General features: G+C 62.4%; 11 protein-coding genes. 2 read left to right on the top strand and 9 right to left on the bottom strand.

The genetic code is table 11. The features are described 5' to 3' along the window. Positions 1 to 330: 330 nt before the first annotated feature. The 3 genes from E3T24_RS05645 to E3T24_RS05635 all read right to left on the bottom strand — a co-directional run bounded on the left by E3T24_RS05645 (position 331) and on the right by E3T24_RS05635 (position 3,040). On the bottom strand, positions 331 to 1,080 hold the full coding sequence (locus E3T24_RS05645) for an alpha/beta hydrolase (RefSeq protein WP_241978628.1): 750 nt from the start codon (positions 1,078 to 1,080) through the stop codon (positions 331 to 333). Positions 1,081 to 1,439: 359 nt separating this feature from the next. After that, entirely contained in the window at positions 1,440 to 2,129 is a 690-nt protein-coding gene (locus E3T24_RS05640) for a response regulator transcription factor (protein ID WP_134434395.1), read from the bottom strand. Continuing rightward, positions 2,126 to 3,040: a histidine kinase gene (locus tag E3T24_RS05635; protein WP_134434394.1), complete on the bottom strand. Its 915-nt coding sequence runs from the start codon at positions 3,038 to 3,040 to the stop codon at positions 2,126 to 2,128. The genes E3T24_RS05640 and E3T24_RS05635 overlap by 4 nt, the downstream gene beginning before the upstream one ends. Before the next feature lie 135 nt (positions 3,041 to 3,175). On the opposite strand from E3T24_RS05635, the gene E3T24_RS05630 reads away from it, so the two are divergent. Together E3T24_RS05630 and E3T24_RS05625 are read left to right on the top strand one after the other, a co-directional pair. Then, positions 3,176 to 3,883 (top strand): ABC transporter ATP-binding protein, encoded by a 708-nt coding sequence (locus E3T24_RS05630; RefSeq protein ID WP_134434393.1) that lies wholly within the window; start codon positions 3,176 to 3,178, stop codon positions 3,881 to 3,883. Further along, positions 3,880 to 5,250: an FtsX-like permease family protein gene (locus E3T24_RS05625; RefSeq protein ID WP_134434392.1), complete on the top strand. Its 1,371-nt coding sequence runs from the start codon at positions 3,880 to 3,882 to the stop codon at positions 5,248 to 5,250. Before E3T24_RS05630 ends, E3T24_RS05625 begins: the two co-directional genes overlap by 4 nt. 1,603 nt (positions 5,251 to 6,853) lie before the next feature. On the opposite strand, the gene E3T24_RS05615 is transcribed toward E3T24_RS05625, so the two are convergent. The 6 genes from E3T24_RS05615 to mobF form a co-directional block, all read right to left on the bottom strand. Further along, positions 6,854 to 7,900 carry a PDDEXK nuclease domain-containing protein gene (locus E3T24_RS05615; RefSeq protein WP_134434390.1) on the bottom strand — a complete coding sequence of 349 codons (1,047 nt, stop codon included), beginning with the start codon at positions 7,898 to 7,900 and terminating at the stop codon, positions 6,854 to 6,856. 71 nt (positions 7,901 to 7,971) lie between these two features. Beyond that, positions 7,972 to 8,364, bottom strand: a complete 393-nt coding sequence (locus tag E3T24_RS05610; RefSeq protein WP_134434389.1) for a hypothetical protein — start codon at positions 8,362 to 8,364, stop codon at positions 7,972 to 7,974. Between the two features lie 125 nt (positions 8,365 to 8,489). Next, positions 8,490 to 9,572, bottom strand: coding sequence for a hypothetical protein (locus tag E3T24_RS05605; protein ID WP_134434388.1), 1,083 nt, complete (start codon positions 9,570 to 9,572; stop codon positions 8,490 to 8,492). Positions 9,573 to 9,653: 81 nt separating this feature from the next. Beyond that, complete coding sequence (locus E3T24_RS05600) at positions 9,654 to 11,456, bottom strand: ATP-binding protein (protein WP_198419668.1); 1,803 nt, start codon at positions 11,454 to 11,456, stop codon at positions 9,654 to 9,656. Positions 11,457 to 11,779: 323 nt separating this feature from the next. Then, positions 11,780 to 12,367, bottom strand: a complete 588-nt coding sequence (locus E3T24_RS05595) for a DUF4393 domain-containing protein (RefSeq protein ID WP_166789169.1) — start codon at positions 12,365 to 12,367, stop codon at positions 11,780 to 11,782. A gap of 423 nt (positions 12,368 to 12,790) precedes the next feature. Then, positions 12,791 to 16,603, bottom strand: a complete 3,813-nt coding sequence (mobF, locus tag E3T24_RS05590; protein WP_134434385.1) for a MobF family relaxase — start codon at positions 16,601 to 16,603, stop codon at positions 12,791 to 12,793. Position 16,604: the final 1 nt, after the last annotated feature.

The raw sequence follows: 16,604 nt of genomic DNA, 5'->3' as shown, positions 1-16,604 counted from the left end.
CAGGAACACCACCGGCAGCAGGGCCGGCCGCACCGCCATGCCCACCACCAGAAACCTCAGATCAAACGCCGGTGACCCGGATCAGCCAGGCTGACCGGTGGATCGAGGCTAACCGCCGCCCGTTGTCGCCGGACCATCGCAGGTAGGCATTGACCTCCCTATTAACTGTCCGTAAGCCGGACCCTGAACGCACGTCCCCGCACGACGAGAGGGATGTGGCGCGTGGGGGAGAGCGGTGTGAAGTTGATCGCTTTGTGGCGACGTTCTGTGATCGCTTTGTGGCGGTATCGCCGACCCGCGAGGGAAACCTCTACTGAGGTTTAGTCTTAGCTATTGCCGAGAGAGCCAAGCGGCAACACGGCCGTTGAACCAGTCTGGGCGTTGCAGCGGGATCCCGTGGCCACAGCCATCGACAATCTCAATCTCGCTGCCAGGGAGTGCCGTGTGAATGGCCGCAGCGGAGTCACGCATCAAGGCGCGTTCCCGCCGTCCGACCATCACGAATGCTTGTCCGCAAAACTCTGACCACGCTGCCGGTAACTCGAATCTCATGTTGTCCCCAACGGCGGCGAGCAGCGTGGCTTTAGAAATGTGGGCACTGGTGTCGATGTAATCTTCCATCAACTCCGGAGGCACAAACAACTCCCGAGCCTGCAGCCGGGCGAACCTGCGATTTCGCGCCAGGGGCGCGGCAGCCCCGAGCGCGCGAAGGGTGAGTCCGGCAAAGGGCATCGCTTTTGCCTGTGCGCTGACAACCATCGCCCGCTCTACGAGTTCGGGGTACCTGGACGCAAATTCGACAGTGAGCTGTGCACCCAACGAGAACCCGACTACTGCCGCGGGGGCCGAGTCGCCACGCAACAGCACCTGGCTGAGAGCATCGACTGTTTCAGTGTGGGATCGGTATGGTTCATCGGCGCTCTGGCCATGGCCGGGAAGATCGGGTACGAGCACCTTGTACTTCGATTCGAGACTCCCGCGAAGTGAGTTCCACATCCACCCGGCTACTCCGCCGCCGTGCAGAAGAAGCACTGGAGAGCCGTCTTCGGGGCCGAACTTACTTACATGCATATCGCTCATGCTCTCACGAAGGTTTACCGTGCCATGCCCAGGGGCATATTGAAGCGCCCGAATACAAGACGCCCACCGGTCACTTTGAAACGTGACTCGGCAGGATTCGACTCGTTGACCGAGTTGCCCGGAAGGGGAACCCTCAACGGAATGACCGCAAGGGGAATCCCAAATTCCCTCGAGTGTCTTCTTCCGTTGGGCGGACATTTGCGAGGCCTTGTCACTGTTGCGGTCGCCCAGTCATCACCGGTATGGAGACTACGGGGAAGACGCACTCGAGTGTGACATCGCGAAGATGCTCTACCTGCGGCACGTGGGCGAACACGGCGAAAGCGGTGCTGACGATAGTGCGAAGTACCCTTACGAAATCACTCCTGGGCGGTCAGATAGGCGAGCACGGCGCGCACCCGGCGATTGTCCTCACCGGCTGGGAGTTCCAGTTTCATGAACACGTTGGTGACGTGCTTGGAGACTGCGCTGGCGGATAGGTAAAGCCGTTCGGTGATCTGTTGGTTCGACAAGCCATGGCTCATCAGCTCTAGCACCTCGAGTTCGCGGGCGCTCAGCCGATCCAGCGCCGTGCGATGCCCATGGATGAGGCGGGCGGCTACCTCCGGATCCACAACAACACCGCCTGCGGCGATGATCGACAGTGACTTCATGAAGTCCGCTACGCGCGAGATGCGGTCTTTCAATAGGTAGCCGAGGCCTCCGGAATCTCTGGGTGAGATCAGGGACGACTCATCTCCCAACCCGCTGAAGAGATCGGTCGCGTAGGCCGTGGCCACGTACTGAGACAAGACGAGGATTCCCATGCCCGGATGGTCCGTGCGTATCTTGATGGCTGCGGCGAGGCCGTCATCGCCCATGCCCGGCGGCATCCTCACATCGGTGATGACGACGTCGGGACGTTTGTCGTGCCGCACGGCTTCTGCAACTGCGACGATCAACTCCGACGCGCTGGCGACCTGCGAAACGACCTCGTGGCCCTGGCGCTCAAGCAAAGAGACCAGCCCCTCGCGCAGAAGTGCGGAGTCGTCGGCGACGATGAGTTTCATAGATTCTTCTCGTTCGCTGGGACGAGCAACAGGGGGATTCGGGCGGACAGTGCCGTGGGCCCGCACTCGGGTGAGACTAGCTCCATGGCGCCACCAAAGGCCGCTAGTCGTTCTCGCATGCCGACAAGGCCACCCCCGTCGCGCAGCCGTGCGCCGCCCGGCCCGTTGTCCACGATGGATACGTGCAGGTCCTCGTCGGCGGCCAGGAGCAGCGTTGCTGTCGCTTCCGGTGCGTGCTTGGCAATGTTGGTTATCGCTTCAGAGCAGAAAAACCAGGCGACCGCTGCGACCTCTTCGGGCATCTCCGGCAGCCGATGCGGGCAGTGCACCGCGACGTCAACGCTGCTTCGCTCGGCCATGTCGGAAACCGCAGCGAGCAGCCCGAGGTCGGCGAGCACTTGGGGGTGAATGCCGGAGACCGTGGCGCGAAGTGTGCGCATCGCCTCCTCCGCGTCGCGGTGCGCCCCTTCCAGTAGGGAGGCCATAAACATCGCGTCGCACCCGAGCGTGTCGGGGCGGTCATGCAGCAGGGACGAGGCTTCCCCGAGTTTCATGGCAGCCGACACCAGATATTGCTGGGCGCCGTCGTGCAGGTCGCGCTCGATGCGTCGTCGTTCGATTTCGAACGCCGACACGATGACCCGGCGGGAATCACGCACCTCCCGCAGTTCCCGCGCCCAATCAACAGCTGGCGCAGTGATGCCCGCGAACTTCGCGCGCTCAAGCCTCAGCAACGCCCACCAAGCGAGGGCTCCCACCGCCAGTGCCGCTGAGACTGCGAACACGGCCCGACCGTCAGCCTGCGTCCAGCACGTGATGTGCGACAGGAAGCTGATGGACAAGACGCCAGCTGCGCCGATTCCGGCTTGGCCGAAAAAGAGGTTGCGACGACGCCGTGTGAGGTCTTGCATGAGTACAACACTAGAAGAGGGGCGCAGGATCAGCCCGACGAACGTTGCCTCTGCGCCAGAGAGTGGAGCTGGCTCCACCTTGTTCGGGAGGCTGGGGCCATGGCGTCTGCCACCCAACAATGTTCGACTAAGGACATGACCACCACCGCAGCACCCCGCGACACACTCTCCGCCCGTAACCTCTCGAAGTCCTATGGTCCGGTCCGCGCATTGGCTGATGTGGACCTTGATATTCCACCCGGACAGACTGTTGCCATCATGGGGCCGTCCGGATCGGGCAAATCGACGCTGTTGCACTGCCTGTCCGGGATCCTCGTCCCCGACGCTGGAGAGGTGTCGCTGGGTGGCGATGCCGTGTCAGCGTTGCGCGACAAACAGCGTTCGCTGTTGAGGCGGCGCCGGTTCGGCTTTGTTTTCCAGGACGGCCAACTGCTTCCAGAGCTCCCGGCCCGTGAGAATGTCGCCCTTCCCCTCCTCCTCCTCGGCATCCACCGAAACCAAGCCCTGCAGACAGCGGATCATTGGCTGGGCAAACTCGGGCTGGCCGGCATGGAGAACCGCCGCCCCGGCGAGCTCTCCGGGGGTCAGGCCCAGCGGGTTGCGATCGCCCGGGCACTTATCCACGAACCCGAGGTGGTCTTCGCCGACGAGCCCACCGGCGCGTTGGACCAGGCCACCGGGCACGAGGTGATGCAGATTCTCACCGCGACCGCCGCCAGCTCTGGCTCATCACTGGTTGTTGTCACCCACGACGACGAGGTCGCCAGATGGTGCCAGCGCCTCGTCGAGATCCGCGACGCCATGATTCACGACGACCAGCAGATCAGCACGAGGACCCGATGAGTATCGCCCTGAACCTAGCGCCGCGTCTGGCTATCGAACGCATTCGTGCGACCAAGGGTGCCGGTGTTCTGGACGCCATGGCAGTTCTGGCATTTAGCGTCTCCTCCTGGTTGGCCCTTAGCGTCACCGGTGGAACCTGGATGTTCTTTCAACGGTGGCAGGTCGAGGGCGTGCTCCCCGACCCGCAGTGGTCAGGGATCGCATCCACCTACGTCGCCCTGGCCGGCTTCGCTTGCGCTCTGCTGGTGATCCCGATCCTCGGGCTGGGCGGCGGCGCCGCCCGACTCGGGGCGCGCGGACGTGTCCGCCGCTTGGCCTCGTTGCGTCTCATTGGGATGACGAGCGGCGAGGTAGTACGGATGTCGGTCATCGAGACGCTCGTGCAATCGGTCGCCGGCGCGATGCTGGGATCAGCCGTATTCGTCCTTTCCTTGCCCGCGTGGCCGCTCCTGAGTTTCCAGATGCTCCCCATCGGCATCTCAGAGCCGCTACTGCCCTGGTGGCTGTGGCTCACCGTCATCGGCGCGTTGCTGCTTCTGGCCATGGCATCAACGGTGATCGGCCTGCGACGCGTCACCATATCCCCGCTCGGCGTGGCACGCGACCAAACACCTCGCCGACTCAAACACTGGCGACTTCTGGTCGTTGCGGCATTGGTCGTCGCACTTCTTGTGTACTCACATTTCATGAAACTCGGCAGCCTCATCGGCCTAGCCACCACAATAGGGTTCCTTGCCGTGGTCATCGGCTCCATCAACCTCGTCGGACCATGGCTCCTGCAACTGGTGGCCCGACCGGGTGTGCGGACCAGCAGTCTTCCGCGACTTCTCGCCGCCCGGCGCATCCTCGACGATCCCCGCGGTGCCTGGCGCAACGTGGCATCGCTGGCATTTCTCGGATTCATTGCCGGCTTCGTCGTCACCATGCCGACGACCACCGGCGGAGGCGATCCCGATGCCTACTCCACAGCCTTCGTCCGAGACATCCAGACCGGAGTCGCAATCACTCTGGCGGTGGGCTTGGTCCTAGCCGCAACCGCTACCCTGATGACGCAGGCCTCCCAAGTCTTTGACCGCGCTGCGGAATCCATCGCGCTCGACCGGATGGGCGTACCTGCGACCGTGCACCTCTCAGTGCGTCGCCGCCTAGTCCTGGTGCCACTCGCGGTGGCCCTGGGAACATCAGTGCCCCTAGGGCTGGTGCTCTCCACAGTCGCCGGTGTCAAATTTGACAGCTTCCCCATCGTTGGTGCTGCCCTATTGGCAGGCACTGTGGTTCTGGGTTTCCTTCTCTCCCTCGGGGCAGCCGAAGCCTGCCGCCCGCTACAAGCCGGAGTGCTCGGCGAACAGCGCCGCCGCAACGACTGACACTGCAAGTGCAGCGATGCGACAGACAGCGACAATCGATGCGAGCACGACCGCAAGCGTTGCTGGGACATCGAGGGCGGGACCGATCCTTCGGATGTTTCAAGGTATGGCCCCTGACAAATACTCGCCAATGCCGGACGTGGACGGACGCAGATTCGATGCCCCCTCGTCGAAGTTCTGAAGTCTCGGGGGAGTGGCATTTGGGAACCCAAAGAGCGCTTGATTCGAAGCCGTAGGGGGCATCTGCGACCATGAGGCCATGGACATAGGTAATCAAGCAACGATCGGCGGGTGGTGGTTCGCCCTCATGCTCGTCAATGCAGGCCTTGCCGAGTCGAAGGGACGCGGTCGACTGATCTGGTGGCTGCTATCTATAGTCCTAGGACCGTTCGCAACATTCCTCATCGTGATCATGCCGCGCGGCACTATCCCGTCCTGACCTTCAAGCAGACATCTGAACGGAATTCCAGGGCCGGATCCGCCCTTGACAGGGTTGCCTGGTCTGAGCGCCCGCAAGACGGACGTCAACCGTGACGGCTCTGAAGACTCGCCGCTCGGCGTCCCGCGCAGCGTTTTCTGTCGTGGCATGCGTACGAGCAGAAGCAGCTGCAGGACGGCACGAACTACGGGCTGTGCGGATTGCCTGTGTCGGGATTCCCGATTAGGAAGTCGCCGAGCTTTGTCCATCCTGCTGGGATGACATCGTCGGCAACCACTAGTCTTGCGCTCCCAGTCCCAGAACCACCGACAGCCATGCGCGTTGCATTCCTATCGGAGCCGCAACCTGAATTGGCTCCGTACCCTGGCTTCACGAGAATCAGGCAGAAGCCGGGAAGATTGGTTTCGGGCTCGACGTACTTCGTGACGAAATAGCTGATTCCAGCGTGATCACCGACGTGACGGCTGGACCCGGCGTCGCTCGTCAATGGTTCAGCAGCGGTGGGGAGAACATCCTCGGGATCACCGTCAGTTGCTAGAAACTTTCGGATCTGCGAGGTCGTGTCATTCGTAGCGCACCCGGTGAGCGCCAGCGCGGCCGCGCATAGGAGCGAGCCCCATCGAATTCTTGCATCGACCATTGCACCCCGACTCAGTCGTTTGATCGAACGGTACCATGTGGGCGTGCTGCTCCTCGCGGGCGACCGGCCCCAAAAGGGGACCCCAACCGCTCACGCCCTCCCCTCGATAGCACTGCGACGCTCACGCCGAAGGGCCGTCCCGGTTACCCCGCCCGGAACGGATTCGCGCTTCGCTGGGTGAAACGCATCAGCACTTCTCTGTGATCGATGGAGGCACAGCACTCGGAACCATATTGGCGGATCCGCCAACGCTGACCAGTTCGAGGCCTGAAATATGGACCACCCTGCCTGCCTGCCTGCCTGCCTGCCGGGCGAGCATCGTTCCAATTGGTTGTAAGGAGCTGGCTCAGATCGGCTGGGCGCGCCTGATTACCAGCGGGTAACGCTCCGGTAGCGTTGTGCCTCGGAGCCCCCCACTCCGACGATTAGCCCCGGTCTTCATGCTCGTCTTTCCCCAGGCGATACATGCCGGGGCTTTTTCGTTCCTTCCCCCCGCAGCGACATAGCTCGCTGTCCGCGAGGAATTAGTCGAGCTGTTGCGGTGCTTCATCCCAACCCAGAGCTGAGGTGAGTTCGTCGGCATCTGGGAGTGCGTTCTTCTCGGAAGGCGGCAGGGCGTCATATGTGTAGGTAGACACGGCCATGGGGGAGCCCGAGCGACCAAGCGCGTAGCGGACTGTGTGATCGTTTCGGTCACCGCAGATGAGGATGCCAACCGTGGGCGCATGGGTGTCTCGTCGGAGTCTGTCGTCGACGAGGGAGACGTAGAAGGCGAGTTTGCCGGCATGCTCGGGTTGGAACTTTCCGGTCTTCAGCTCGATGACGACGTACCGGAGTTGCTCGACGTGAAAGAACAGCAGGTCGAGGTAGAAGTCATCGCCACCGACGTCGAAGTGGACCTGGCGGCCCACGAATGCGAACCCCTTTCCGAGCTCACGGAGCGTGTCGACGATGCGGTCCATCAGGGCCTGTTCTAGGTCGCGCTCGGCCGCATTCTCCGTCAACTCCAGGAAGTCGAAGACGTAGGGGTCCTTGGCAATCTGGCGGGCAAGGTCAGAGTCTCCAGGCGCCAGCTCTGCGGTGAAGTTTGATGGGGCCGAGCCAGTGCGTTCGAGGGTGCGGTTCTTGATCTGGTTGAGAAGCAGGTTGCGGGACCAACCGTTCTTCACGGCTGAGGCCGCGTACCATTCCCGGCTCTCGGAGGTGTCGAGCTTGTCGAGCAAGACCGTGATATGGCCCCAGGGCAATCCTGCAACAGCCTGTTGCACAATTGGTTCCGTCCCAGCCCAGGCGACTGCGAACGCCCTCATGTAATGAAGGTTGCGGGACGAAAATCCCTTCATCTGAGGGAACTCAGTCCTTAGATCTCCCGCGAGGCGACCGAGCACGCCGGCTCCCCATCCCTGCTCCGCCTGCTGGCTGAGCACTTCTCTGCCGATGCTCCAATACAGCTCGATCAGTTGCGCATTGACGGTGCGCTGGGCGCGCATCTGAGAATCACGGACCCGGCGCTTAAGTGAGACGAGGAACTCGGGGTATCCATCGGGAAGTGCAACATCATCACGGGCCATGGCCCCATTGTCTCCCGGCTGCGACCGGGGATCCTCGCGTACGGGCGCCACACCGTCATGACTCAGTACATCTAACCCGCGGCGGTATAGGACCGCGCCGCGGCCATGACCTCTCGGGAGCGTCCGTCCGAGAGCGCCTCGGCCGGCGAAGCATCGCCCAGTTCCGGGTTCATGCCCATGAACCACGCCCTGACAACGTCAGGCGAATGAACCGAACGGAGGATATCGAGCACCTGAAATGTGTCTCTGAGGAGCTTTTCACTCGCATGCGGCGGCCGCACCGTTGCGTGTGCCCAGCGAGCAAGCGTGCGGGCGTTCTTACCCACGATCACGCCCAGCAGCACCTGGCCCAGTTGCGCTTGCAACTCCGCTGCGATCTCAGCAACGCCCAGACCCACGGAGCGTTCGTGTGCCGCGCGATCAGCACCAGAACGAGAACCATGCCCGGTTGACGTATTGATCATGAACCGAGGCTACCAATTCGCGGGTGTTATGACAGGTAATATGTCGGGTAAAATGACCGATAATGGTTATTATGTCAGTTGGTAGTCGACATCTTCGCATTGGACGCGAATAACGCCCGGTGCGACTATCCCTGGCGGACTGCCGCCCGCAACCCATCAAAAAGCCGACGAGGCAGGTTACCTCGCACAGGCCGCGCTGCCTTGAGCTCGCGGGAGCTTCGGACCGCCTTCACATACTCTTTCGTCAGAGATCTCGCGGCAGATTTGGCAGTTACGCCCTGCATAGACCAGTCAAGAAACCAACGCGGAGCCTGCGTGCGGCGCCAGTACCCAGTCGTCACCGTAGCCACGATCAGGACGGTCAGGGCCAAGCCTGCCCTGGGCGGTAACGCAACACCTCCGACAATCAGCCCGATCACCGCCATCGCTAGACCCAAATACATGAACGAAGGCAGCAGGAAGCCGATGAATATGCGCGCCTCTCGATCGCGAAACGTTAGGCGGCCATGCGAGGCAACCGCGGTGGTCAAGAGCATCAAAGTAACCAGACCGACGCAGAGTAACCAAAGGAGGAATGCAGAATCACCAACGTCGACCGGCAACATCAGAAGAAAGACGCCGAGGCCAATCGCCGCGGCGTTAACGCCGAACACGAGCCAGAAACTACGCCGGGAGCGTCGTCGCACGCGAGCCAGCTGTTCGCGCGCTTGCGCCCGAGTGCTCTCGGCAAGCGCAATTCTTATCTCGAGGTCGGGAACAAGGAAGCTTCCCAGTTGCAAAGCTAGGAAGAGGATGATTCCGACCACAGGGAGCAGGATGATGAACACGGCCCAGTTCGCGGGGTTCTGCCAGCAGTGGACGGCAACAAATGCAACAAGAGCGAGTGTTGCTGCCGCCATGAGCTCGGCGATGAATCCCAGCACTCGACGTGTATTCGCTGCTTCAACGGTGCCGCCAAGAACCTGGCCGCCGATAGAGACCGCATAGAAAGCCAGCAGGGTTGTGATGTAAACACCCAACGTCCACTCCAGTTGGCCATAGAGCAATTTCCCTGCGCTGGCAGTCCATTCCAGCGCTCTGGCTCCCCCGTCATCGCTGCCAGCCAATCCAAAGATCAGCAACGCTAGGCAGATCAACATCAGAGAACTAATAAGCGCAGTTTCCGATGCAGTCTCTTTCACGGAACGCGTCTCGAACTTTTCGCTCACCATCTTGAGGCTCGTTTCCTTTCTTTCCTGCAAGCGTCTGCAACGTGTGTCCCTGGGCCTCTGATCGTCGGATCGGTTCAACTACTCTTCAGCGAGTGCCCGAATCCGAGTCAACCATCCGGCCACTTCTCCGGCGGGATCACGCAGGCCAATTCGCTCAGCCGTCATAAGGGGAAAAGCCTTCTTTGCCAAGACCTTCTTGACGTTGGTCGTTCCCAGCGAAGTGAGCTCAAGCGAATTCGAAAGCGCCGTTGAAATCAGCTTGGGAAGGTCTTCGTTATCGTCGACGGGAACTACGACAAGCATGGAGTCGAGGATTGCTTCGGCGTCAACGTAATTCTCGATCTCGCGTTTGGAAGTCAATGCACCCCAAGAACCATCGGCCCTCGCATTGACGATTTCGATGTATTTGCTGTAGCTCGACACATCATTGTCATAGATGTGCACTTCCGGGCGGTTCAGCCCCTTGATATATCGCTCGTTAACCCAGTGCTTCAGGTTGCCTCCGCCCAAGGGGACAAAGGCAACGCGAGGGTCGACGGCGAGGTCGATAACGTCTTTGTCCGCGAGATGAAGAGCGGCGCTCAGCGACTTCAGCGCGTCAACGTCAGTTGGGCCTTCCACGCAGATGATCACCTTCACGCGGTTGTCCGGAAGCACTCCGAGTTCTTCGGCGATCGCGGCCCATACAACTTCTGATCCCGGGTGGATGCGCGGCATGCCGCCTTTGTCCTTTGCCACAAATCGAAGGCTCTCAACCGCGAGATCGCTCGCGAAGCCCGGACTGTGCGTTGTCAGAAGAACCTGGCAACCTTCAGAATCGGCAAGTGCGCGGAATGATTCGAGAAGAATCTTCTGGTTTCGGGGATGCTGTGAAGTCTCTGGTTCCTCTACCGCATAGATGACGTTGCGTTTGTGTCCCGCTGCAACTTTTCGATCAGCTTCGGCTCGGAAGAAGCTGACGAGTATTAGGCGGCGGACACCACTTCCGCGCTTATTGATTGGAATCCCGTCATCGCCCTCCAATGCGACGCTGAAGAGACTTGCCCACCTCGGCTCTGCTTTGAACGTTGGAACGAGTTGTTTTGCGAGGTCGGCATCTAACTTCGAGAGCGCGGTGTGTGTTCGAGTCGCAAGCTCCGTCGCATGCTGTCGTACCGCATCAATGACATCGTTTAGCTTTTCCTGGACAGAGACCTCGGCCAGCGCGGCGATCACGGCCAGCTTCATCGGATCCTGGACCTCGGAATCTGAGTCGCGACTTGCGCGATCCGACTGGAATAGCGCGAATAGAGGCATGTGGAGGGACAATTTGTCCCAAATCTTCTTCATGTCCTCTTTCGCGACGGGTATGTCCGTCTCGAAGAGGTCCAATTGAGGGGCAGTGCCCCAAATCCCCGATCGCATGGAGGGATTACTGGTCTGGTTGACAGCCGAAGGATCGACCCCCACGAGTTTGAGCCGTGCTTTCAGGGCTGCGTTGGAGAGCGACAGGAGATCGGAGTATCTATCCGCGCTCGGATGTAGCGCCGTTACGTAGACCTCTTCCTTCGGCTTCGCTCCGGAGCAATCCCAACGCTTCTTCACCTTCAATGATCCGGCCGACGTCAGCAGAAACTCGTCAGCGAGTGAGGTCTCGGCCGCAGCATCCAGGATGAGCCGTTCTGGGAAATCAGCGAAGGTGCAAGTTACTTCAACGAGTTTGTCTTTTGACGCTACATTGAGGTCCCCGACGTCGAGTTTTACGACCTCGTTGTTGAAGAAGATCTCAAGCGCTTCCAACACGGTCGACTTGCCAACATCATTTTTCCCAATGATCGTCGTGAGGTCTCCTACCTCAAGACTCTGCTCCTCGGCATAACCACGAAATCCCCTGATCGTCACCGAAATTAATCTCACTTTGCGTTCCCCTCAATCGTCTTGAGTCTGGCACGTGGCAGGGCTCCAAATGGACGCTTACGGCTCATTGATGCTTGCCAGAGATTCATCGGAGTGAACTTCGCCTGTCGACGGCGGTCAAGCATGCTGCGTGGCTAAACCTGCAAAAAATCGAGATCCAACACTGCACCAAAGGGGCCGGAACACAGAGCCGTGACGCCATAAATGCTGTGGGGACCGTGAGCTACCGCTCGCGGCCGTCCATCCCCGCTGGTACGGCATCTATGACCTGACCGAATTCCGGGCTAGTTCCCTAGCCAGAAGCCGTCTTAACCGACCGCCGCTTTGTAGAAGTCCTTGCCAAGCAAGGTCGGGGTGAGCAGCCCGTGATCGAGCGCTAGGGTCCGGTTGCGTCCTTCCAATTTTTTGCGCAGGAGGTCCAGATTCGGAACCGTGGATTCCCACGCGTACGCATCCTTATCAGCGAAAAAGGTCCCGTAGTCAACGGTGAACAGTCCCAGCCGCACCCAATTCTCGACAGCTCTCGTGAGTTCTTCAATGCTGATCTCTTCATCCGCCATCACGCTGTCGACGTCCATGAGATGTCTAGCGATGGTCGTGTATCCACCACCTTCAGCCTCGCCCATTTTCGATCGAAGCTGCACGACCCCGAACGATTCAGACATAAGGTTTCCGCGTCCAAGTTGAGACAGAAGTCGAGCTTCCGTTGCGGTCAGCTGCTTGATGATCTCGACGAAGGCGGGATGGGCCGCGTCTGGATTACGCCCGTCCATCGACGTTCGCAATAGGTTCAGGTACAGGACGCGCAGGTCATCTTCAGCAAACGAATACGCAAGACCCTGGATCGCGGGACCGGCAACTGAAGCCTTGGGCTCCACGATGTACTCGGAGGGCACGCCAGCGAGCTTCGCATCCAGTTCATCGCCGAACCTCGTCTCGAAGTAACTCTTGGCCTTGTCAATCCCAAAATTGATGGCCGCTAACGGGAGTAACAGGTTGCGATCTCGGCACTTTGAGATGCAAAATCGATCGCTCGTTTTCCATCCGGAGTAACCTCAATGACTTTCTTGGCCTCGCCGATGAGTGTCGCGGCATCGCCTAGGGATCCCAACTTCTACCTCCGTTGTGCACTATTTCAGGTCTGCGCACGTCTCCTGCTCCCATCCGCCTTCGCAACCTCAGTTGGCAGCGATGATGGACGGACGGGTTCGCGTTCAGCAGCTATCTTGCAATGGGCGGACTCATTCTCTAGAACGTCCATCGTCATATCTTGCCGCACGAACGGTCCTCAACCCGGCTGCCGCGACGGAACAGACGTTCTATCGTTCGCGGCCGTCATCCCGGGTGCGCGGGTCATCGGTCTGTGTTTCCCTGTAACCGCGGGTGGCCTGGCTGGCCTTCACCGTGAGGCCAGCGGCGCGCTGCGCTTCACGCTGCCGGTCCGCCGTAGCCCGGTTCGCGGCGCGCATCGCGTCGAGTGCCGTGGCCGGCCTCTGGCGGCCAGCCTCGGGGTCGTTCGTCCGGGTGCTCTGAGCCCGCGCCTTGTCCTGCAGGGCGGTCACGCGGGACGCGAGTTCCGCACCAACGCTGCGCTCTCGGTATGCCTCAGGGATGGCCTGAATCTGGGTCGGGTCGACCTTGTACCGGTCGCGGAACACGTCGACTTCGACCGCAAGGCGCACCCACTCCTGCCGGCGGGCGCTTTCATCCGGGACGTCGCCAAGCTGCTGCGCCCACTCGGGCTGCTCGACGGCGATCGCCGTGCCGCGTTCCTCGAGGCGCACAGCGAGGTACTCGTACCGTTCGGCCAGGTGGTCGCGCCAGGCAGGTTCGGTGCCGGCGGCGTCGACAACCCGGCGCTCGGCAATCCACGCCGGCACCGCCGGACGCTCCCCCACTGCCGGCGCCCGGTCGACGGGTGCCGCTTCGATGCGTCGTTCCATCCGGTGGGAGAGGACGGCGCCGACGTCGTCGGCGGTGCCGCGTTCTCGTTCGTTCCACGATTCCCGCAGCACGCTGGCCGGGTCAAGGCCCTGGGTTTCGGCGCGGGTGAGGGCGGCGGTGACGGCTCCCCAGCTCTCGGAGCTGGCAAGCTTCCGGGCGTCCTGCTCGTCGAGGGTGTGGCCGACGAGTTGGGTGAAGCGGATGGTGTTGGCTCGTTCGGCGACGTCGCCGTATTGGTCGATGAGGGTGACCAGGTCATCGACTCGGGCTTGTTCGGCACGGATGGTTTCGGTGGCGGAGAGCATCCCGTCGCTGTGGCCGGCGATGGTGGCCAAGACGTCGCTCATAGGCTGGGCGTCTTCGGTCTCAACATAGAGGTGGTTGGCTTCCTTCCCACGGGTCAACCCGACGTAGACGAGCTCGCGGGAGGTGGAGGAGTCGGCGAGGACGTGGGCGGTGTCCGCGGTCATGCCCTGCGCGCGGTGAATGGTAGACGCGTAGCCGAGCTCGACGTTGTTCTGCACGTACTCGGCGGGAAGGGTGATGCGTCCGCCATGCCCGGCATGGGTGACGGACAACGCCCCGTCGGCTTGCACCTTCCCCACCGTCCACACGTCACCGTTTTTGACGCGGTCGGTGCCGCGCCCGGTGCGGAGGGTGGCGTCGTTCAGCCGGGTCACGATCCGGTCGCCCTGGTACGCGGCGAGCCCGTCGCGCAGCTGCGAGGACTTCTTCCCGGAGACGAGGCCGGAGCCCATCCGGTAGGCCTGCGCCCGGGTGTTGAGGTCGGTGACGGTCACGTTCTGTTGGGCGAGCATGACGGCGTTCTTTCCGTCTTCGTCGTCGTGCTGCCAGGCGGCGAAGACGTGGTCGGTCATCCGGTCGATGCTGCCACCGGTGACCCGGTTGTTGTCGACGTACCAGCGGAACGGGTCCCCGACGGTGGCCGGGTCGCGCAGCTGCCTGGTCGCTTCGGCCTCGGTCGGGGACGTGAACCGGTGGATCTCTTCGAGCTTGACGGAGCCGACTTCGCGTTCCAGGAGGCGCAGCGCTCCGCCGGACTCGACGGCGGCGAGCTGCCGGTCATCACCGATCAGGCGCACGTGCGCCCCGTGCCGCTCGGCAATGCTGGTGACCTTCGCGAGGTTGAGGGTGCCGGCCATGCCGGCCTCGTCGACGACGATGATGTCCCCCGCCCGCAGCTTCAACTCTTCCGGGTGGCGGCTGTCCGGGGTGGCGTCCCCGTGGGTGTCGTAGGCGCGGACGAAGGAGTGGATCGTGGCCGCCGGGACTTCCACGGCGTCGCGGAACACGGCGGCCGCCGTCGCGGACGGGGCCAACCCGATCAGGCGGCCACCGGCCTGCTCGGTGGCGCGGGCGGCCAACGCGAGGGCGGTGGTCTTCCCGGCGCCAGCGGGCCCGGTCGCGACGACAAGGAGCGTGCCGGAGGTCGTGAACTCGCGTGCCAGGGCCCGCTGCCCGGCATCCAACGGTCCGGTGTGACGCGCGGCCGTGCGGTCAAATTCGGCCACCGTGATGGGTGCGATCGTGCGGGTGCGGCCGGCGGCCAACAACGTATCTTCTGCGGCGAGGAGGCCGGTAGATGTGAAGAGCATGCGGCCCTTGTGCTCATAGATGCTCGACCCGTCCCGGCGGGTCAGGGGCTCGAAGGAACCGTGCGGAGCGGGCGGGGTCACCGCGATCGAGTCCGTCTCCAGGGCCCGCCGGGTGATCTGCTCGACGGTGCCTGCCGGTACGGGGCCGAGGCTGGTTTCCTTCTGGACCCAGCGTCGGGCTTCGGCCTCGATCATGTGCGGACCCCAAACCGCGTGATGCGCCGACACCGTCGCCACGACCTCGCGTGCAGCCCGGTCCACATCCACCACCCGCGACTCCCCCGGCCTACGACCCACGGCCGGCGCTGCGGCGCGGGCATCCTTCAGGAGGTTAGTGACGGTGGCGGCGCCGACGCGTTCAGCGGCCTTGATGGCCCACTCCACGCGGAGGCCGGCCAGGGATCGGGCGTGGGCTTTCGCGGGGCGGGTCTCGAGGGTGGCCTGCTGCGCGAGCTTGATCCGGGCGACCGCGTCCGGGCTGCGCCCGTGAGTGGCCCGGTAGTCCCTCTCGAGCTGGCCAACGACCTTCTTAATGTCCGAAGACCGAGTCGAGAACACCCCAGTGAGGCGCTCGTCAACACCGGCGATCTCGACCACGGGCCGCTTGCCCGGGGTGACTTCACGCAGCTCCGTGGTCAGGCCGAGGCGGGTGGTGACTTCGTCCATGACGCGTTGGTTGTAGAACTCCGACGCGGCCACACCCTGACGGTGGAGGAGCTTGGAATCGATCGTGCGCCACTTCCCATCGACACCCTTGACCTTGTTCGCCACCACCAAGTGATCGTGCAACTGCGGGTCACCATTCCGGGAGTCATAGTGACGGAACCGCGTCGCCACCAGGCCACCCTCGACGTCGATCTGAGCGACCCCGTTCGTGCCCGCACGGGTCGCGATCGCTTCCCGCTCCAGGTACGACACGGTGTCCAGGATCGCGACCGCCTGAGCGTCCTCGATCGTCTTCCGGGTGTCCTCGTCACCGAGGCCCCAAAGCACAGACACGCTCTTCGCAGGTGAGAACACCAGGTCGAACCCGGCGACAGCCTGCTGCGTCGGACGCGTCGCCGCGGTGATGAACCGGCCGAGTTCGTCCTTGTCGGCCGGCGGTCGGCCCTTCGCGTCGCGGAACGCCAGGTCACCCTCACGGGTGCGGATCGCGCGCCGGTCGGCGACGTTCGGCTCGCGCCCGTTCGCCTTGGTGAAGTCGGTGTAGCCGGCGGCGATTTTCGCGGACAGGTCCGTGCTGTCGGTGTTGTACCCGTAATACGAGCGGCCGAGCTTGGCGGCCTTCGTGGCCTCACCCACGGTCTTGCCCTGCGCCTGCGCGTCAGCAATGATTCGTTCGGCGTCGGGGTGCAAGCCCTCGCCGTAGAGGGCCTTCATCTGCTCCTCCGTGACGACCCCGGAGACGCCGAGTGCGGCCAGTCCCCCGCCGACCCAGACACCTTGAGGGTTGCCGTCCTCGGTGTAGTAATCGCCCAGCTCACGTCCGCTTTCACGCTTCGCATCACCGGTCGCAACTTCGTTGGTGTAGTACACATACCCGTCTCCCGCAGAGAGGATATGCATAGTCATC

Source organism: Cryobacterium sp. TmT2-59, assembly GCF_004403545.1.
In the GTDB taxonomy this organism is placed as follows: Bacteria; Actinomycetota; Actinomycetes; order Actinomycetales; family Microbacteriaceae; genus Cryobacterium; species Cryobacterium shii.
The sequence above is the reverse complement of the archived record's forward strand: the minus strand, read 5'-3'. Positions and strand labels throughout refer to the sequence as shown.